This window comes from Agrobacterium deltaense RV3 (genome assembly GCF_900013505.1).
Classification (GTDB): Bacteria; Pseudomonadota; Alphaproteobacteria; order Rhizobiales; family Rhizobiaceae; genus Agrobacterium; species Agrobacterium leguminum.
The window spans coordinates 285,370-304,312 of sequence record NZ_LT009745.1 but is presented as its reverse complement, the minus strand read 5'-3'; the positions used below and the strand labels follow the sequence as shown (position 1 = coordinate 304,312).

The following is an 18,943-nucleotide window of genomic DNA, read 5'->3' as shown; positions in this document are numbered from 1 at the left end:
ACTCGGAAAGGGTTGATATCTCGCTTCATTACTATTCGAAGAAATGAGTCGGCAATTCGACAGCGTCTAAACTTGTTTTACGACTGACGTATTCACTATGCAATTACAGGGGTTCCCGGTCAATTCTGGCGCCGAGCGAAACTCAAGGCGGGAAATACCGCAACGATCATCAAGATAGAAAAAATCAACCAGAAATACGTCCGATGTATGTCGTAAGTAAATGCGTCGTTTGACCCACCACTCAAAGTGGCGTCAACAATTCCCACCCGGCCGTAATCGAGCCCCGCAATAATGCGGCCATAGGGGTCTATGACGGCGGAAATTCCGGTATTGGCACCGCGAATCACCGGCACGCCCGTCTCAACGGCCCGGACCCTCGCCTGCAGAAAATGCTGATAGGGGCCGGGCGTATCACCGAACCAGCCATCATTGGTCACATTCAGGATGGCGGCCGAGCCGGCCAGCCCCGGCGTCATCTCACCCGGGAAAATGATCTCGTAACAGATGAGAGGATAGAAGGTCTTGCCCGAAGGAAGCGTGAGCGGCGTGCGCGAGGAAGCGGCGGAAAAACCTCCCGGCAGGGCGATGACATTGTCGATGCCGAACTCCCGCAGGATGCCTTCAAAGGGGACATATTCGCCAAAAGGAGTGAGATGCACCTTGTCGGTCGCGCCGATGATCTCGCCCTGGCTGTCGATCGCATAGACCGAATTATAATAACGCGGCGGGCGGCCTGCCCCCTGATCTTCCATTCTCACGGCGCCGGTGAACAGCACCTGCCCATCTTCCAGCGTTTTGGCGATTTCCGCCAGAGCATCCGGGTTTTGCGTCAGAATGAACGGCACCGAGGTTTCCGGCCAGACGATGATATCAGGGCGCTTTTTCCCTTCGCCGGGCGGCAGAGCCGAGAGCCGCAGGTGCTCGCCAAAAATCTCCGCCCTGTCCGCGTTCAGCATCTTGCGTGACTGATCGATGGAAGGCTGCACGATCCGAACGGTCAGTGCGTCTGCGGGCACCTCCGCCGGCGTCTGGAGACGGTAGAAGCCATAACCGAAATGGCCGGCCAGTAGTAGCCCCGCCACAACGAGACCCGACCACATTCCTTTTTTCGTGCCTATCAGCGCCGGCGAGGCGAATATGAAAACCGCAAGCGTCGTCACGCTGAAAAGACCAAGCAGATGTGCCGACTGCATCATGATCGGGATGGGCATGATGCCGTAACCGATGGCGTTCCAGGGAAAGCCGGTGGCTAGGAAGCTGCGCAGCCATTCCGAAAAGCCGAACGCGGCAGCAAGTGCAGCGATACGGCCGAGGCCCTCCGACCAGAGGAGATTGGCTGCGGCAACCGCAAAACCGTAAAACAACGCCAGAAAAGCGGGAAGACCAAGGATGGCGAGCGGCAGCGCCCAGGCGAATTCATCGGCTTCCAGCAGGAGAGCATTGCCGAGCCACCACAGGCCCGCGACGAAGTAACCAAGCCCGAAACACCAGCCGATGCCGAAGGCTGGCAGGATGCGGCTGAAGAGGCCGCCGCCCGGTTTTCCAGTGCAGCCATCCACAAGCCAGACAAGCAGAGTGAAAGAGAAAAACAGCGCTGCAAAAAAGCCGAATGGAGGCAAAGCGAGCGCCCCGACCGCACCTGCAGCAATCGCCATAACTGCGCGGCTCATGCCGCCGGCCAGCATTACCCTGCCTGCAAGACGCTCCATGCCATCTCCGTTTATGCGCGTCCGGAAAAGCCCGCCGCCGACAAGGCCGCGCCACGGAATTTCCCCTCAGACCCGACGTAAAGGAAAAAAGATTCGCAGTCCACAGGAGGCGTGGCGACCGAAGCGCCACTTGTTCTTTTCGACGCCGAACACGGGCATTCATACCTGTCGCATTGATATGTCGAAAGGTGGAAGCGACGGGGAAAAACCCCGTCACCCTTTCTTAATCGGCGTTCTGCTGGTGCGTGATAAGGCGAACATCCGGCGCAGACAGCGCAATCACCTCATTGGCGCCCGCTTCGCCCGGAGCGCGATCATCCTCACCTTCGGAGCCGTGATCCCGGACGATACGAACGCCCTTGATACGCCTGCTGTCCGCATCGAGGATCTGGAACTCGAAACCGGGCACGGCCCGGACCACCTCGCCCTTGGCCGGAATGCGGCCGAGCGCGAAGAAGATGAGACCGCCGAGCGTATCGATTTCCTCCAGATGTTCACGCACATCGAATTCCGGCCCGATCGCCTCGGCAAGTTCGGTGAGTTCCGCGCGTGCATCCGCGACAAGCACGTCGGCTGAAAGACGCGAAAACATCGCCTCGTCCTTGTCGTGCTCGTCATCGATATCACCCACGACCATCTCGACGATATCCTCGTGGCTGACGAGACCGTCGGTGCCGCCATATTCATCGATCACCAGCGCAAGCTGGGTTCTCTGGGCCTGCATCGTCTTCAAAAGGTCGGAGGCGAGCATCGAGGGCGGTGCGAAAAGAATTTTGCGCACCAACCCGGCAGCGGCAACCGTCTGCTCCAGATCGACACGCGCCAGGTCGAAATTCGGCCGCGGTGAACGCGGCGCCTTTACCTCACCGTAAGCGACGCTCCGCGAACCGGCACGGCGCTTGTTGCGGGCCTGCTTGGCGACATAGGCCAGCAGATCGCGAATGTGGATCATGCCCTTCGGATTATCCAGCGTCTCGTCATAGACCGGCATGCGCGAACGCCCGGTTTCCTCAAAGAGGATCAGCGCATCGCCGATCGTCATATTCTCATCGAGACCGTCGATGTCCACACGCGGGATCATGATATCTTCGACCCGAATCTCGCGGAAACGCAGGATATTGTTGAGCATCGCCCGTTCTTCGGGCGAAAAGGCCGCACCGATTTCGGTGTCGTCCATCAGCGCGTCGGTCAAATCCTCGCGCAGGCGCTCGCCCTGGGATGGTTTCAGCAACCGTGCGATGCGTGACCAGATGGTCGATTTCGGCTTGGCGTTGTAGTCGTGACGTAAGTGACTACTGCCCTCCTCCGAAGAGGACTGCTCGCCGTTTTCTCTGCCCTCATTGGCAGGTCGTGCAGAATGTTCGTTCATGGCTCCAGACAATATTTAAAGCGGTTCCTGACCCGCGTAAGGATCAGATAGGCCAAGCACCGCCAAAATGCGAGTCTCAAGCGACTCCATTTCTTCCGCTTCTTCCTCGTCCATGTGGTCGTAACCGAACAAATGCAGGAACCCATGAACGAGCAGATGGGTCAGATGATCCCCGAAACTCTTCTCAAGTTCAAGGGCCTCGCGTTCAACCGTCTCGCGCGCGATGACGATATCGCCCAGCATGGGGCCCGGTATTCCTCCCGGCTCCAGCGGAAAAGCCGGGAAAGACAGGACATTGGTTGCCTTGTCCTTGTCGCGCCACTCAGCGTTGATTTCGCGAATATTTTCGTCGTCGGTGAAGACCAGCGACAGTTCCACCGGCATTTTCGGGAAGGGTTGGTCCTCTTCCCGCTTCAGGAAATCGACCGCCACATCCAGCACCCTGGTGGCGAAGGTCAGCAGATCCTCTTCCGAGGACCAGCCTTCGGCCTCGACGCTGATTTGAATATCCAGAGCTGTCATTGCTTTACGTCAGCTGCCCTTTACGAGGCTTTCATCCGGCACGGCCGTGTGGGATTCGTAAGCCCGGACGATACGCGCCACCATCGGATGACGAACGACATCGACATCCTTGAAGCGCACGACGGACACGCCTTCGACATCGCTGAGGATTTGCAGGGCCTCGACAAGACCGGATTTCACGCCGCGCGGCAAATCCACCTGGCTTGGGTCACCGGTCACGATCATGCGGCCGTTCTCACCAAGACGGGTGAGGAACATCTTCATCTGCATGGTCGTGGTGTTCTGGGCTTCGTCCAGAATGACGGCGGCGTTGGCAAGGGTACGACCGCGCATGAAGGCCAGCGGCGCGATTTCGATGACGCCCGCCTGAATGGCGCGCTCCACCTTGTCGCCCGGCATCATGTCATAAAGCGCGTCGTAAAGCGGACGCAGATAAGGATCGACCTTTTCCTTCATGTCGCCCGGCAGGAAGCCCAGGCGCTCACCCGCTTCGACGGCGGGGCGCGACAGGATGATGCGGTCAACCGCGCCGCGCTCCAGAAGCTGCGCCGCATGCGCCACGGCAAGATAGGTCTTGCCGGTGCCGGCGGGGCCGACGCCGAAAACCAGTTCGGACTGCTCCAGTGCCCGCATGTAGACATCCTGTGTCGGCGTGCGGGCAGCGATGGTCTTCTTGCGGGTGGAAATCTGTGCCATGGAAATCTTCGCCTTGCGTTCCATCGTCGGCAAGGTCAGCTGGTCGTCCGCGGCCATGGCCATGCGGATCGCGCCTTCGACATCGGAAACCTCGGCGGTTCCGCCTTTGAGCAGCCGTTCATAAAGGAAATCCAGCGCCCGACGAGCCTGATTGGTGGCAACGACATCGCCGGTGATGGCAACGGAATTACCGCGCGGGCGAGCGTCGATATTGAGGCGCTGTTCCAGAAGCTTCAGGTTCTGATCGAACTGACCGAATAGCTCTCCCGCTATCCTGTTATTCTCGAACGTGAGGACGAAGTGATTGGCGTCGGTCGCGGCTTGGCGTGGCTGGCGCGATGAATTTGATACCAATTCGTGTGCGTTCAAGCGGTCAGACTCCTGTCCCAATCAGTGTCGGCTCCTCACTCTAACTCCCTGCCACCTCGGCAAACAAGCTGTTTGGACCCGTTGCGGTGATTCGTACATTAACAATGTCACCGATTTTCAACGTCTTTGCATCAAGATTCACGGATTGCAGCCATGGAGAGCGACCTATCAACTGCTCAGGCATGCGGCCGGGCTTTTCCAGCAGCACATCCATGGTTTTTCCGACCAGCGATTCCGCAAATTCCTTCTGCTGCCGCAGCAACAGGGCCTGCAATCTTTCCAGTCGCTCGGCCTTCACCTCTTCCGCAACCTGATCGGTGAGATCGGCTCCCGGCGTGCCGGGACGGGTGGAATATTTGAACGAGAAGGCCTGCGCATATTTCACCGTCTCGACCATCGCCATCGTATCTTCGAAATCGCGATCCGTCTCACCGGGGAAACCGACAATAAAGTCCCCCGACATGGCAATATCAGGGCGGGCAGCGCGGATTTTTTCGATAAGCTGGATATATTCCTCACCCGTATGGCGACGGTTCATCGCTTTCAGAATGCGGTCCGAACCCGATTGCACCGGCAGATGCAGATAGGGCATCAGGATGCGCAGATCGCGATGCGCGCCGATCAGGCGCTCGTCCATGTCGCGCGGATGGCTGGTGGTGTAGCGAAGCCGTGCAAGGCCGGGAATTTCCGCCAGCCGGTAAAGCAGCTCGGCAAGGCCCCATTTCTCACCCTTCGGGCCTTCGCCCTGCCAGGCATTGACGTTTTGGCCGAGCAGCGTGATCTCGCGCACGCCGGCATCGACGAGCTTCATCGCCTCATCGACGATCTGGCGCACGGGGCGGGAGACTTCCGAACCGCGCGTATAGGGCACGACACAGAAGGTACAGAACTTGTCGCAACCTTCCTGCACCGTCAGAAACGCCGTTACGCCGCGCGTGCGCAGCGTCGCCTTTTCGGCGACAGGCAGGTGCTCGAACTTATCCTCGACCGCATATTCGGTCTCGATGACACGCTCGCCGCCGCGCACCCGCTTCAGGGCGTCCGGCAGGCGATGATAGGTCTGCGGGCCGATGACGACATCAACGGCGGGCGCACGGCGAAGGATTTCCTCGCCTTCCGCCTGCGCAACGCAACCGGCAACGCCGATCATGAATTCGCGGCCCTGCTCTTCGCGCGATTTTTTCATGTCGCGCAGGCGGCCTAGCGCCGAGTAGACCTTTTCAGCCGCCTTTTCGCGGATATGACAGGTGTTCAGCAGAACCAGATCCGCCTCGCCCATATCTTCCGTCTGAACGTAGCCGTCCTTCGCCAGCGCATCGCTCATACGGACGGAATCGTAGACGTTCATCTGACAGCCATAGGTCTTGATGAAGACCTTTCTGCTGTTAGAGCCCTCGCGGGCGATCATGGGTGGGGCGTCGAGGCCAAGCGTTTCCTGGGTCATGGCGGCTATCTAGTGTTTTTCACGGCCAGATTAAACAGAAAAATGCCGGAAAAGCTACGATCTCGCTAATTCCGCCAGCCGCCGCGCAGGCTGAAGGCCAGCATGGAGCGGATGGAGGCGGCGATATCGGTCGCCAGGCGCTTGCGATTATCCGTGCTGTGAAACGGGACGCTGTCACCGAAGGTCACGTCAACATCGATGGCGCCGGCCCTGATGATGCCGAGAAGATGCGGCACGAGCGTGATGCTGCCCGGCCAGGCGGCGATGACGCGATGGTAGCGCCCCATGGCCATGCCCTGCACCCTGGTATAGGCGATGGCGACCGGCTGCACATAAACCAGCTTGCCCGGCACCTGTTCAGCGGCGGTGGAGGCCGCACCGAACAGCGAGGATTTGACGGCAAGCATGCGGTTGCCGTCCGAGGTGGTGCCTTCGGGAAACAGAACGACGATCTCGCCATCGGCCATGCGGCTGGCGATCTCGCTCACCTGCGCGCCGGTGCTGCGTTTCTGCTCACGCTGAACAAAGATGCTTTTCTGCAAGCGGGCAAGCCAGCCGAACACCGGCCAGTCCCGCACTTCCGTCTTGGCGATGAACACCACGTCGGCAATGCTGCCCAAAACGAGGATGTCCTTCCACGAGGCGTGATTGACCGCAAGCATCAGCGGTTTCGCCCGCTCCACATCGCCATGCACATGCACGCGGATGCCGAGAACATGGCAGGCGATGCGATGCCAGATGCGCGGAATGCGGCGGCGAAGCCGCCAGTTGAAGGCAAGGCCCAATAGTTGCAGCGGCAGCAATATGAGCGTGACGATCAGAAGAACGACCGCGATATAGGCTGTCCGGAGCCACATCATGATTGGAACGCCCGTCTGCTCACCGGCGTCTCAGTGTTCGCCGGGCTTCAACGGCACGCCGTAAAGTTCCAGCCGGTGATCCACGAGCTTGAAGCCGTGTTCCCTGGCGATCTTTTCCTGAAGTGCCTCGATCTCGGCGGAATGAAATTCGATGACCACGCCGTTCTTCAAGTCGATCAGGTGATCGTGATGTTCCTCGGGCACGGTCTCATAGCGCGAACGGCCGTCGCGAAAATCGTGACGCTCGATGATGCCGGCATCCTCGAACAGCTTCACCGTTCTGTAGACGGTGGAAATCGAGATGCGCGGATCCACGGCGGAGGAGCGGCGGTAAAGCTCCTCGACATCGGGATGGTCGGCTGACTCCTGAAGGACGCGGGCGATGACACGGCGTTGATCCGTCATCCGCATGCCGCGTTCGGCGCAAAGCTCCTCCAGCGTTTTCGAAAGGTCTGTCACGTCTTCTGGCCTTTTGAGAATTCCGGTTTGCGGCTTTCGCCGAAAAATGCCTGTCGCAGGGAACTAGCGAAGATCGCGGCGCATGACAAGCGCCGTCGACTTCGTTCCATCCTTTGCGGTGTAATAGGCCTTGCGTTCCGCGACGGTTTTGAAGCCGAGCTTCCTGTAAAGCCCCAGCGCAGAGGCATTATTATTATCCACCTCAAGAAACATGGTTTCGGCGCCGCGCATCATCGCCTCGCGGATGGCCGACTGCATCAGACGCCAGCCGAGACCGGCGCGTGCGAACTTGTCCGCCACGGCAACGGTCAGGATTTCCGCCTCACCCGCCACTTCCCGCGCCAGCACGAAACCACCGAGCGGCTTGCTGAAAAAGGCGTTGGTCTGGCGTGCGACAGCACCAAAAACCGACCCTTGTGTGAGCAGCCCGGAAAACTCCCCGTCGTTCCACGGGCGCGGAAAGCGCAGCGCATGCAACTCCGCCACCGCGGCGCAATCCTCATGCTGCATCGGCACGATCTCGAAATAGGGCTTCCAGGTCAGATAGTCGTCAAACATAACAGGAATCGGGCATCACAGGAATCATTCGCACATGTTGACGAATGCCCTATCAGGCCACGCCCTGACGTGCCAGCGCAAAACCGGTCTGCGGCCGGGCATCCGGCCCGCGCAGATAAAGCGGCGCGGGTTTCGGCTGGCCAGCTGGCTTGCGCGCAGCAGCACGCGCGACCGAGGCAATCGGGAAGTGATCCGGTCCCGAACCCGCCTCCAACCCCGCCAAAAGCGGCGCGGCTGAACCGATAACGACGCCATCGAAACCGGTAGTGACCGTTTTGGCGTTGTCCAGAGACAGAAGTGCAGCTTCGCGCAGCGGCGATCCATCCGCACCGAATGTCTGCAGATAGGCTTCGCCGCGTTTGGCATCCAGCGCGACGGCCACGGGCCGGCCGGGATTTGCAAGCAGATGATGAAGCGCCAGCGTTTCAAGCGTGGTGACGCCCACGGCCTCGACGCCGAGCGACAGGGCAAAGCCGCGCGCGGCGGCGACCCCGACGCGGATACCGGTGAAAGACCCCGGCCCGATGGTCACGGCGATGCGCCCGACATTCTGGAGCGCCAGTTGCGCCTGCTCCAGAGCACCGTCGATCACCGCCATCAACCTTTCGGCATGGCCCTTGCCGATCGTTTCGCATACCTCGCCGAGCACCCTGTCGGAGGCGCTGTCATAAACGCAGGCGGAACAATCCACACCTGAGGTGTCGAGTGCGAGAACAATCATGATGGCCTGGCTTGCGCTTTTATACCGCTTCGACTTCGCGCACTTCCGGCACGAAATGGCGAAGCAGATTCTGAACGCCATGCTTCAGCGTGGCAGTGGAGGACGGGCAACCCGAGCAGGCGCCCTTCATGTTCAGGAACACCGTGCCGTCGCGGAAACCGCGGAAGGTGATATCGCCGCCATCCTGCGCCACGGCGGGGCGAACGCGGGTATCCAGCAACTCCTTGATGGTGGCGACGATGGTTTCGTCACCCTCTTCGAAGAATTCGCCCTCCTCATCCGACACTTCAGCCGCAACAGCCGTGCCCATGATCGGGCGGCCGGACATGAAATGTTCCATGATCGAGCCCAGAATAGCAGGCTTCAGGTGCTGCCATTCCGCACCGTCCTTGGTGACGGTGATGAAATCGAAACCGAAATAAACGCCGGTCACGCCCGGAATGGTGAAGAGGCGCTCCGCCAGCGGCGAAGCCTGCGCCTGCGACGGGTTGAGAAACTCAGCCGTACCGCTTTCCAGCACCACCTTGCCCGGCAGGAACTTCAGCGTTGTCGGGTTCGGCGTGGCTTCCGTCTGAATGAACATCGTCTGTCTCCTTCGAGGTCGCCGTTCACGCCCCGTAATTTAGAATTCTTCCAAAAAATACGCCCGGCGAAGCTGCACTTCAAGCCCTGACATGATAATTACATTCAAGAAATCGTCAGCCCCAAGATCTTGCCCGAAACCAGGATCAGCAGAGCGCGTCGATTTCCTCGTCCGACAGCGTATCCGGCAACACGGTGACGGGAATGGGAAAGGCTGCCCCACGTCCGGCGATGGAGGAAACAAGCGGTCCCGGCCCTTCCTTCGTCGAACCTGCTGCCAGAACGAGAATCGCGATATCGCGGTCTTCCTCGATCAGCCCGTGGATTTGCTCGGTGGCGCTGCCTTCGCGGATCACCGCTTCCGGCTCGATGCCGATGGTCTCGCGCACCTTCTGGGCGATCTTGGCAAGCGTGGCTTCCGCCTCCTCACGCGCTTCGGCCCGCATGATCTGCTCGACACCCAGCCATTGCTGGAAATCGCCTTCCGGGATCATGTAGAGCAGCACCAGCCCGCCATTGGAGTTCTTGGCACGACGACCGGCATAGTGCACGGCCCTTTCGCATTCCGGTGTGTCATCGATAACAGCGAGAAATTTGCGACGATGCCCTTCCAGACGCGACAGCCGTTTTGAAACCATTCTGCACTCCCTAGGTCCGCCGTGATCCGTAAAACCGCCCGACGGTTCGGGCGGAGATTATATCAAATCACGGCAGGCGCAAACCGCCCGCCGCATTCGCGCAGCAGCGACCTGTCAGCGCAGGAAGCCGATGATGTCGCGTACCTCGTTCATCGTCTTTTCGGCGATGGTGCGTGCCCGCTCGCCGCCCTGTTTGAGGATGGCGTCGATATGGGTCGGGTCATCGAGAAGGCGGCGCATCTCGTTGTTGACGGGGGCCAGAACATTGACGGCAAGCTCGACGAGGGCCGGCTTGAACGCCGAGAACTGCTGTCCGCCGAATTCGGAAAGAACATCCGCCTTGGTCCTGTCGGAGAGAGCAGCATAGATGCCGACGAGGTTTTCGGCCTCGGGGCGACCTTTGAGGCCTTCCACTTCGCTCGGCAGCGCGTCCGGATCGGTCTTTGCCTTCTTGATCTTCTTCGAGATGGCATCGACATCATCCATCAGGTTGATGCGCGAAAGATCGGAAGGGTCGGACTTCGACATTTTCTTGGTGCCGTCCTTGAGCGACATCACGCGCGGCGCCGGGCCGCCGATCAACGGCTCCACCATCGGGAAATAGGCGTGCACCGGCTCATCGCCCACGGTGATATCGAGCCCGAGACCCGCCTTGCGGATATGATCGCCGAAATCGATATTGAACTTCTGGGCGATATCGCGGGCAAGTTCCAGATGCTGCTTCTGGTCATCACCAACCGGAACATGCGTGGCGCGATAGACGAGAATGTCGGCAGCCATCAGGCTCGGATAGGCCAGCAGGCCGAGCGAGACCTGTTCGGCATTCTTGCCGGACTTGTCCTTGAACTGCGTCATGCGCTCCATCCAGCCGATGCGCGCCACGCAGTTGAACACCCATGCGAGTTCCGCATGCTGCGGCACGGCCGACTGGTTGAAGACGATATGTTTTACAGGGTCGATGCCCGAGGCGATGAAGGCGGCCGCAATCGAGCGGGTCTGCGCCTTCAGGTCCGTATGAACGAGCTGGGCGGTGATGGCATGCATATCGACGACGCAATAGATGCAGTCGTTATCTTCCTGCAGCGCCACGAATTTGCGGATGGCGCCGAGATAATTACCGAGATGCAGATTGCCGGTCGGCTGGACGCCCGAGAAAACCAGCGGCTTGAATGCGTTCATTGTCGTCCTCGAAAAGGCTTGTGGAGGGCCCCGCCCCGTGATTGGAATTGCACGCGCGCTTATGCACCCGCAGCCCCTCGCAATCAAGCGGTTTCAAGGGCTATCCAAGGCGCGGCTGAAGGAGGTCCCAGCGATTTCCGTAAGGGTCGGCAAAGACCGCGACGGAACCATAAACCTCATGGCGCGGCTCTTCCAGAAAGCGCACGCCGCGGGCGAGCATGGTCTCGTAATCGCGCTGGAAATTATCGGTGTGCAGGAAAAATCCGACACGGCCGCCGGTCTGGTTGCCGATCGCAAGGCGCTGCTCTTCGCCATCGGCCTCGGCAAGCAGCAGGCCCCCGCCATCGGTTCCTTGCGGCTTCACCACCAGCCACCGCTTGCCGTCGCCAAGCGGCTGATCGGACAGGCATTCGAACCCGAGAATGTCGCAATAAAACGCCTTCGCCCGATCGTAATCGTCCACGACAAGCGTGACGAGCGCGATGCGGCGGTTCTCGGCAAAGGACATCAGCCCGCCTCCGTTTCGACGTTCTTTTTGCCGCGCTTGCGGATGGCTCGCTTGACCATGCCGATATCGGCTCCACCCGAAACAAAGGCCAGCACGAAATAGACCAGCATGGCTGCGAAAACGAGAGCCATGATGGTGCCCGCCCGCACGAAAATGGACGAGGCGGAAGACAGTTCGAAAGTCAGCCAGGTCAACGCGTAGTGCACGAAAACAGCCATCAACGCCGCAGCCAGCAGCAAACGCGGAATGCGGGTGAGCAGCGGAATATCCACATGCCAGTGCCCGCGCCACAAAAGCATGCCGAACAGAAGGGCGGCATTGACCCAGCCGGCGGAGATTTCGGCGATGGCGATGCCCGGACCGCCAAGACGCGGGAAGAGCGTCAGCGCCAGGGATACGTTCACGACGACGGAAATCGCCGCGAAGATCATTGGTGTGCGCGTATCCTCACGGGCGAAGAAGCCCGGAATGAAGGCCTTAATCAGCACAAAAGCCGGCAGACCAAGACCATAGATACCAAGGATTTGCGCGACGGTGACAGTGGCTGAAGGCGAGAAATTGCCGCGCTCGTAAAGAAAACGAACGATAGGCTCCGCCATGACGAGAAGTGCTGCGGCAGCCGGCAATGTCAGGAACAGTACGAATTCGACCGAGCGGTTCTGCAGGCTTCCGGCCTCCACCATATGCCCGCCGCGCAACGCCCGCGCCAATTCCGGCAGAAGCACGGTGGCCACCGCGATGCCGACGACGCCGAGCGGCAGCTGGTAGATTCGGTCGGCATAGGCAAGCGACGAGATCACGCCCTCGCCGGCAGAGGCGATATTGGTGTTGATCAGCAGATTGATCTGGGTGATGCCGCCGGTAATCGCTGCCGGCAGCGCAAGAACCAGGAGGCGCTGCACATTCTTCGTCAGCCGGGGCCTGCGGAAACCGATGCGCATGCCGGCATTGCGCACGGCGATCCAGACGATGGCAAGCTGCACCAGACCCGCCGCCATCACACCCCAGGAGAGCGCATAACCTACCTGCAGCGGATCGTAGTTCTTCCACCATGCCAAAGCGAGCACGCCGATGAGGATGATGTTGAGAAAAACAGGAGCAATTGCGGCTGCGAAATAACGATGCAATGAGTTCAGCATGCCGCCCATCATTGCCGCCAGAGACATGCAGGCGAGATAGGGGAACATGATGGTGGCGAGATGGACGGTGTTGTCGAATTTCACCGGGTCGTCCAGAAAGCCCGGCGCGATCACCGTGCGCACGATGAACGGCATCGACAGTTCCATCAGGATCGTCAGGGCCAGAAGCACGGTGAACAGGACGCCGAAGACTTCCTCGGAAAAGCGCCTCGCGCCTTCCATGCCGTTCGCCTCGATTTCCTTGGCGAATAGCGGCACGAAGGCCGAGTTGAAAGCGCCTTCGGCAAACAGCCGCCGGAAGGTATTGGGGAAACGGAAAGCAGCATTGAAGGCATCCGCCACCGGGCCGGTGCCGACGGCGGCGGCCATCAGGGTTTCGCGCAGGAAGCCGAAGATGCGGCTGCCGAGCGTGGCTGTGCCGACTGTGGCGAACTTGCCGATCAGGCTCATAATCTCAAGCCTTTGCCGTTCGCGCGGCCGGCAGGGCCGCCACGTCTGGATGGGCGATGATGCCGTTCGGCATACGGTCTCGCAATTCGTCTTCCTGCTCGCTCATCACCGCCTTCAGGCGCGTGGCGATGCTGGCCTGCCGGTTGTCGTTCGTCACCTTCTGGCCGAAGAGGTCCGTCACATAGAAGGTGTCGATGACCTTTTCGCCGAAAGTTGTGATGCGGGCGGAGTGAATATCGAGCGACAGATCCGCGATAACGGCCGTCATATCCGCCAGAAGCCCCGGCCGGTCGAGGCATTCCACTTCGATGACGGTGAACTTGTTCGACAGCCCGTTGGAGATGATGACCGAGGGCGGAATGGTGAAGGCGCTCTTCTTCTTGCGGCTCTTGGTGCGGGTAGCGATCATTTCCGGCAGGCGCTGCTTGCCGGACAGAACCTCCTCGATGAGCTTGCCGACATTGTTGCCGCGCCGTGTCTCGTCCTCATCGATCGGAAATTCGCGGTTGATCAGGATCGTATCCAGCGCCCGCCCGTCGGACGTCGTGAAGATTTGCGCATCGGCGATATTGGCGCCGGCCGCCGCACAGGCACCGGTGATGATCGACAGCAGACGCGGATGGTCGGGCGCCAGCACGGTGATTTCGGTGATGGCATGGAAGGAATGGGTGCGCACCATGGTCGACAGCGCTTTTTCCTGCTTGTCGGCCTCACGGATGAAGCGGGTATGGCGCACCTGGTCTTCGAGCGCCACGGTCAGCAGATAGGGCTCGTAGTGCAGCTTGGTATATTTGCGCCGCGCCTTCTGGCCCCAGTCTTCGAGGGCGTCGTAGAGCGCCTGCCGGGCAATCTGCGCGCGCTCCTTGCGGGAGACCTCCGAGAAGCCGCCCGACAGCAGCAGTTCGGTCTCGTAATAAAGTGAGCGCAGCAGCTGCCCCTTCCAGCCGTTCCACACGCCCGGACCGACGGCGCGGATATCGCAGACCGTCAAGATGAGCAGCATCTTCAGCCGCTCCATGGACTGCACCTTATCGGCAAAATCGGTGATGGTCTTGCGGTCATGCAGATCGCGCGTCTGGGCGACCATGGACATCAAAAGATGCTGCTCGATCAGCCAGACCACCGTTTCGGTCTGCTTGCCGGTGAGGCGAAAACGCTGGCAGAGCTTGCGGGCCACACGCGCGCCGGCAATCGAGTGGTCTTCCTGCCGGCCCTTTGCCACATCGTGCAACAGAACGGCGACATAAAGCGCCTCGCGTTCCTCGACGCTGGGCATCAGCTGGTTGGCGAGCGGGTGGGCATCGACAGCCGTTCCCTTGTCCACTTCCGAGAGCACGCCAACGGAGCGGATCAGATGCTCATCCACCGTATAGTGGTGATACATGTTGAACTGCATCATCGCGACGATCTTGCCGAATTCGGGAATGAATTTGCCGAGTACGCCGGCCTCGTTCATGCGGCGCAGGGTCAACGCCGGATCGCGGCGCGACGTCAGGATCGACAGGAAAAGCCGATTAGCCTCCTCGTTTTCGCGAAGCTCGTCATTGATGAGCGACAGCGAGCGGGTGACGACACGCAGCGCATCGGGATGCAGTTCGAGATTGTTGATATCGGCAATGTGGAACAGCCGGATCAGATTGACCGGGTCGTTCTTGAAGACATCGGGTTTGGCAAGCGCGATACGCCCCCGATCCTCGACGAATTCCACCGAGCCGGGGATTTTACGCACGCGATGGGCAAAGCGGCTCAGCACACCGGAAAGGCCCGGCACGTCCTTCGCCTGCCGGTCTTCCAGTGCGGCGCAGACGATGCGCGTCAGATCGCCGACATCCTTCGCCACGAGAAAATAGTGCTTCATGAAACGCTCAACGGCGGAGAGGCCGGGGCGCGGCTGATAATTCAGGGCATCGGCGATTTCGCGCTGGATGTCGAAGGAAAGGCGCTCTTCCGCCTTGCCGGTGATGAAATGCATCTGGCAACGCACAGCCCAGAGAAAATCATCGGCCTTTTCGAACAGCCTGAGTTCAGGCCGCGACAGGACGCCGAGCTTGACCAGATCGGCCGTGTCGCGGACGTGATAATAATATTTGGCGATCCAGAACAGCGTGTGCAGGTCACGCAAGCCGCCCTTGCCTTCCTTGACGTTCGGCTCCACCAGATAACGCGTGTCGCCAGCCTTGCGGTGGCGCTGGTCGCGCTCGGCGAGCTTGGCGGCGATGAATTCCGGGCCGGTTCCGGTGACGACTTCTGACTCGAAGCGTTTTTCGAGATCGTCGGTCAGGGATTTCTTGCCGCAGATCGCCCGCACTTCCAGAATCGCCGTGCGGATCGTCATGTCGGATTTGGAGAGGCGAATGCATTCATCCACCGTGCGGGTGGCGTGGCCGACCTTGAAACCGAGGTCCCAGAGGAGGTAGAGCACGAACTCCACGGCCTTGTGCATGTCAGGTGTGTTCTTGGTGGGAAGCAGGAACAGGAGGTCGATATCCGATCCCGGCGCCAGCGTGCCGCGTCCATAACCGCCAACCGCGGCGACAGCGATCTGCGGCGCATCTTTCGGATAGACGTATTGGCATGAGAGATCATAGAGTGTTTCGATCAGCCGATCCTGGAGCCAGGAGATGCGCCGGGCGCAGTCAATGCCGCTGCCATCGGCTTTCAGCAATTCTCTGGCCTTTTCCCGGCCTTCCGTACTGGCCTTGCGGAAGATCGGCAGTAGATCGGACTTGATATCGGCGATGCGTTTGCCGTCTTCCTTGAAGATGATGTCACAGTCGCGCTTCAGCGCCGATACATCGAGAATGTCGGAAAAATCCAGGTCCTTGATGGCCATCTATGCCGGTATCCATGTCCTGTGGGAAATCCCACCACTTGCGATGGGAGTGTCCTATAGCGAGTTTTAAAGGCGATGGACAGGCAGTCTATCCTCTTAAGCCTTGCCAAGTTCTTTCTTCAACGCATAGAGCGCGTCCAATGCCTCACGCGGCGTCATTTCGTCGGGGTTGAAGCCTTTTAGAGCTTCCTCCAGCTTCGACGGTCCGGCCTTGCGGGTTTCCTCGCGGCGAACCGCGATCTGGAACAGCGGCAGATCGTCGATCAACTGGCTGGCCGGGTTCTTGCGGTCGGCATCTTCAAGCTTCGTCAGCACCTCGCGGGCGCGCTCCACTACCGATGCAGGCAAGCCCGCAAGCCGGGCCACCTGAATGCCATAGGAACGATCCGCAGCACCCGGTCCGACCTCGTGCAGGAAGATCACGTCACCTTCCCACTCCTTCACCCGCATCGTGGCATTGGAAAGGCGGCCGAGTTTTTCCGACAGCACGGTCAATTCGTGGAAGTGGGTGGCGAAGAGACCACGGCAACGATTGACCTCATGCAGATGCTCCACCGCCGCCCAGGCGATGGAAAGACCGTCAAAAGTTGCGGTGCCCCGGCCGATCTCGTCCAGAATGACCAGCGAGCGATCCGTCGCCTGATTGAGAATGGCGGCCGTTTCCACCATTTCCACCATGAAGGTCGATCGGCCGCGCGCCAGATCGTCCGATGCGCCGACACGGGAAAACAACCGATCGACGACACCGATATGGGCGGCTTCCGCCGGAACGAAGGAACCGATCTGCGCGAGGATGGCGATCAGCGCATTCTGGCGCAGGAAGGTGGATTTACCGCCCATATTCGGGCCGGTGAGCAGCCATATCGCGCCGTTCTTACCACCGTTGACGGCTGACAGATCGCAATTATTGGCGATGAAGGGTCCGGCAGACTGCCGCCGCAACGCCTGCTCCACCACCGGATGCCGCCCGCCCTTGATCGCAAAGGTCATGGAGGCATCAACAATCGGGCGGCAATAGGCCTGTTCGGTCGCGAGATAAGCAAGGCTAGAGGCGACATCGATCACAGCAAGCGCCAGTGCGCCGGCCTTGATCGCTTCCGCCTGGTGCACCACAGCCTTGACCATGCGCTCGAAGGCTTCCAGTTCCATGGTTAAAGCCTGCGCAGCGGCATTGGCGATGCGGCTTTCAAGATCGGCAAGCTCGGTGGTGGTGAAGCGCATGGCGCCCGCCATGGTCTGGCGGTGGATAAAACGCGCCTTGGCCTCGTCCGTCGCCATCATCACATCGGCATTGCCTGCCGTCACCTCGATGAAATAGCCAAGCACATTGTTGTGCTTGATCTTGAGCGACTTGATGCCGGTCTCATCGGCATATTTCAGTTGCAGCCCGGCAATCACCCGACGCGACTGGTCGCGCAGCGCCCGCACCTCGTCGAGTTCGGGATTGGCGCCTTCACGCAGGAAACCGCCATCACGCTTCAGAAGCGGGAGATCGTCGGCAAGCATCGAGCCGAGCATGGCTTCGAGACCGCCGGGCAGGGCTTTCAAATCCGCGAGCGCCGCCGCCAGCTCGTCCGGCAACAATCCCTGATCGAGAATGGCGGCAATCTTCTCGGCAGAAGCCAGCCCCTGCCTGATGGCGCCGAGATCGCGCGGGCCGCCGCGCTCCAGCGCAAGGCGGGAGAGCGCACGCGGCATATCCGCAACCTGTTTCAGCGCATCACGCAGGCCGTCACAGAGCGAGACGTCATCGATCAGATAGGCGACCGCATCGAGGCGAGCATTTATTTTTTCCGGGTCGGTCAAGGGCGACATCAGCCGCTCGGCGAGAAGCCGCGCGCCACCTCCTGTTACCGTGCGGTTCAGGGCATGCAGCAGCGATCCGTCCCTTTCGCCCGACAGCGTCTTCACCAGTTCCAGATTGGCGCGGGTGGCGGGATCGATGAAAAGGGTCGAAGCGGCGCTTTCGCGCTCCGGCGCACCGAGTGGCGGGCGCTCGGCGATCTGGGTCTTTTCGACATAGGCGACGGCAGCGGCGGCGGCCGCCATTTCCACACGCGAAAAGGTGCCGAAGCCGTCCAGCGTTGAGACGTTGAAATAACGCGCGATGCGCCCTTCCGCCGTGGCGCTGTCGAAGAGGATCGCCGGCTGCGGCACGGCCACGCGGCCAAGCACATCGAAGACCGGCCGCAGTTCCTCGTCATGGAAGAGGCTGTCGGCGACGATCAGCTCGCGCGGATCGATGCGCCAGATATCGGCCAGAAGCCGCGTCAGCGTCGTTTCCGCCAGACGGAAGACGCCGGTGGAAATATCGATCCAGGCGAGCGCAAACTGCGCCTCGGCACTGCCGCGAATGCGGGCGAGCGCCATCAGATAGTTGGATTCCGTCGGCGACAGCAGTTTTTCCTCGGTCAGCGTGCCGGGCGTGACAAGCCGCACCACATCACGCTTGACCACGGATTTCGATCCGCGCTTCTTGGCTTCCGCCGGATCTTCCACCTGTTCGCAGACGGCGACGCGATAACCGCGCAGGATGAGTTTCTGCAGATAATCATCCGCCGCATGGACGGGGACGCCGCACATGGGAATATCGTGACCCATATGCTGGCCGCGTTTCGTCAGCGTGATGCCCAGAGCGCGGGAGGCTTCGACCGCATCGTCGAAGAACAATTCGTAAAAATCGCCCATGCGGTAAAACAGCAGCGAACCGGGATTGTTCGCCTTGATCTCGATATATTGCTCCATCATCGGAGTGGCCGTCGCGCGGCTCTCTTCCGAGATCAGGGAAGCGGTTGTCAGAACGTCCGTCAATGGTCTGCCGATGTCATATCGTGTTGCGGAAAAGAAGGGCCGACACTAGCGGCAATCTCCACCTCAATACAACACGCGCGGGAACGCTGCCCACAG

At 60.2% G+C, this 18,943-nt stretch carries 16 protein-coding genes; all 16 read right to left on the bottom strand.

All coding sequences use genetic code 11. From position 1 onward, the window contains the following. Positions 1 to 119: 119 nt before the first annotated feature. Positions 120 to 1,709 (bottom strand): apolipoprotein N-acyltransferase, encoded by a 1,590-nt coding sequence (gene lnt, locus AGR7B_RS01560; RefSeq protein WP_080855865.1) that lies wholly within the window; start codon positions 1,707 to 1,709, stop codon positions 120 to 122. A 223-nt stretch (positions 1,710 to 1,932) separates the two neighbouring features. After that, positions 1,933 to 3,078, bottom strand: a complete 1,146-nt coding sequence (locus tag AGR7B_RS01555) for a hemolysin family protein (protein ID WP_080855864.1) — start codon at positions 3,076 to 3,078, stop codon at positions 1,933 to 1,935. Positions 3,079 to 3,093: 15 nt separating this feature from the next. Further along, entirely contained in the window at positions 3,094 to 3,600 is a 507-nt protein-coding gene (ybeY, locus tag AGR7B_RS01550; protein ID WP_080855863.1) for an rRNA maturation RNase YbeY, read from the bottom strand. Positions 3,601 to 3,609: 9 nt separating this feature from the next. After that, a complete protein-coding gene (locus tag AGR7B_RS01545) occupies positions 3,610 to 4,665 on the bottom strand; it encodes a PhoH family protein (protein ID WP_080855862.1) in 1,056 nt (351 codons plus the stop codon). 40 nt (positions 4,666 to 4,705) lie between these two features. Next, on the bottom strand, positions 4,706 to 6,109 hold the full coding sequence (gene miaB / locus AGR7B_RS01540) for a tRNA (N6-isopentenyl adenosine(37)-C2)-methylthiotransferase MiaB (RefSeq protein ID WP_065654573.1): 1,404 nt from the start codon (positions 6,107 to 6,109) through the stop codon (positions 4,706 to 4,708). A gap of 65 nt (positions 6,110 to 6,174) precedes the next feature. Then, positions 6,175 to 6,969 (bottom strand): lyso-ornithine lipid O-acyltransferase, encoded by a 795-nt coding sequence (gene olsA, locus AGR7B_RS01535; RefSeq protein WP_080855861.1) that lies wholly within the window; start codon positions 6,967 to 6,969, stop codon positions 6,175 to 6,177. A 30-nt stretch (positions 6,970 to 6,999) separates the two neighbouring features. Beyond that, positions 7,000 to 7,428, bottom strand: a complete 429-nt coding sequence (locus AGR7B_RS01530) for a Fur family transcriptional regulator (protein ID WP_003503749.1) — start codon at positions 7,426 to 7,428, stop codon at positions 7,000 to 7,002. A gap of 63 nt (positions 7,429 to 7,491) precedes the next feature. Further along, entirely contained in the window at positions 7,492 to 7,986 is a 495-nt protein-coding gene (locus AGR7B_RS01525; RefSeq protein WP_020812438.1) for a GNAT family N-acetyltransferase, read from the bottom strand. Positions 7,987 to 8,038: 52 nt separating this feature from the next. After that, positions 8,039 to 8,707, bottom strand: coding sequence for a tRNA (adenosine(37)-N6)-threonylcarbamoyltransferase complex dimerization subunit type 1 TsaB (tsaB, locus tag AGR7B_RS01520; RefSeq protein ID WP_080855860.1), 669 nt, complete (start codon positions 8,705 to 8,707; stop codon positions 8,039 to 8,041). A 19-nt stretch (positions 8,708 to 8,726) separates the two neighbouring features. Then, a complete protein-coding gene (locus tag AGR7B_RS01515; RefSeq protein ID WP_020812436.1) occupies positions 8,727 to 9,290 on the bottom strand; it encodes a NifU family protein in 564 nt (187 codons plus the stop codon). Positions 9,291 to 9,435: 145 nt separating this feature from the next. Beyond that, positions 9,436 to 9,927 carry a universal stress protein gene (locus AGR7B_RS01510; RefSeq protein WP_003503758.1) on the bottom strand — a complete coding sequence of 164 codons (492 nt, stop codon included), beginning with the start codon at positions 9,925 to 9,927 and terminating at the stop codon, positions 9,436 to 9,438. A 114-nt stretch (positions 9,928 to 10,041) separates the two neighbouring features. Beyond that, on the bottom strand, positions 10,042 to 11,106 hold the full coding sequence (gene trpS / locus AGR7B_RS01505) for a tryptophan--tRNA ligase (protein WP_059759352.1): 1,065 nt from the start codon (positions 11,104 to 11,106) through the stop codon (positions 10,042 to 10,044). 100 nt (positions 11,107 to 11,206) lie between these two features. After that, on the bottom strand, positions 11,207 to 11,614 hold the full coding sequence (locus tag AGR7B_RS01500) for a VOC family protein (RefSeq protein WP_078051335.1): 408 nt from the start codon (positions 11,612 to 11,614) through the stop codon (positions 11,207 to 11,209). Further along, positions 11,614 to 13,203: a murein biosynthesis integral membrane protein MurJ gene (gene murJ, locus AGR7B_RS01495; protein ID WP_080855859.1), complete on the bottom strand. Its 1,590-nt coding sequence runs from the start codon at positions 13,201 to 13,203 to the stop codon at positions 11,614 to 11,616. Before murJ ends, AGR7B_RS01500 begins: the two co-directional genes overlap by 1 nt. Positions 13,204 to 13,207: 4 nt before the next feature. Then, entirely contained in the window at positions 13,208 to 16,036 is a 2,829-nt protein-coding gene (locus tag AGR7B_RS01490; protein WP_080855858.1) for a [protein-PII] uridylyltransferase, read from the bottom strand. Positions 16,037 to 16,132: 96 nt separating this feature from the next. Continuing rightward, on the bottom strand, positions 16,133 to 18,784 hold the full coding sequence (gene mutS, locus AGR7B_RS01485) for a DNA mismatch repair protein MutS (RefSeq protein WP_080856945.1): 2,652 nt from the start codon (positions 18,782 to 18,784) through the stop codon (positions 16,133 to 16,135). Positions 18,785 to 18,943: the final 159 nt, after the last annotated feature.

Bases quoted from the DNA above. Each gene is read 5' to 3' on its own strand.
- lnt (WP_080855865.1), bottom strand. From the start codon at position 1,709: ATGGAGCGTCTTGCAGGCAGGGTAATGCTGGCCGGCGGCATGAGCCGC.
- AGR7B_RS01555 (WP_080855864.1), bottom strand. From the start codon at position 3,078: ATGAACGAACATTCTGCACGACCTGCCAATGAGGGCAGAGAAAACGGC.
- ybeY (WP_080855863.1), bottom strand. From the start codon at position 3,600: ATGACAGCTCTGGATATTCAAATCAGCGTCGAGGCCGAAGGCTGGTCC.
- miaB (WP_065654573.1), bottom strand. From the start codon at position 6,109: ATGACCCAGGAAACGCTTGGCCTCGACGCCCCACCCATGATCGCCCGC.
- olsA (WP_080855861.1), bottom strand. From the start codon at position 6,969: ATGATGTGGCTCCGGACAGCCTATATCGCGGTCGTTCTTCTGATCGTC.
- AGR7B_RS01525 (WP_020812438.1), bottom strand. From the start codon at position 7,986: ATGTTTGACGACTATCTGACCTGGAAGCCCTATTTCGAGATCGTGCCG.
- tsaB (WP_080855860.1), bottom strand. From the start codon at position 8,707: ATGATTGTTCTCGCACTCGACACCTCAGGTGTGGATTGTTCCGCCTGC.
- AGR7B_RS01515 (WP_020812436.1), bottom strand. From the start codon at position 9,290: ATGTTCATTCAGACGGAAGCCACGCCGAACCCGACAACGCTGAAGTTC.
- AGR7B_RS01510 (WP_003503758.1), bottom strand. From the start codon at position 9,927: ATGGTTTCAAAACGGCTGTCGCGTCTGGAAGGGCATCGTCGCAAATTT.
- trpS (WP_059759352.1), bottom strand. From the start codon at position 11,106: ATGAACGCATTCAAGCCGCTGGTTTTCTCGGGCGTCCAGCCGACCGGC.
- AGR7B_RS01500 (WP_078051335.1), bottom strand. From the start codon at position 11,614: ATGTCCTTTGCCGAGAACCGCCGCATCGCGCTCGTCACGCTTGTCGTG.
- murJ (WP_080855859.1), bottom strand. From the start codon at position 13,203: ATGAGCCTGATCGGCAAGTTCGCCACAGTCGGCACAGCCACGCTCGGC.
- AGR7B_RS01490 (WP_080855858.1), bottom strand. From the start codon at position 16,036: ATGGCCATCAAGGACCTGGATTTTTCCGACATTCTCGATGTATCGGCG.
- mutS (WP_080856945.1), bottom strand. From the start codon at position 18,784: ATGATGGAGCAATATATCGAGATCAAGGCGAACAATCCCGGTTCGCTG.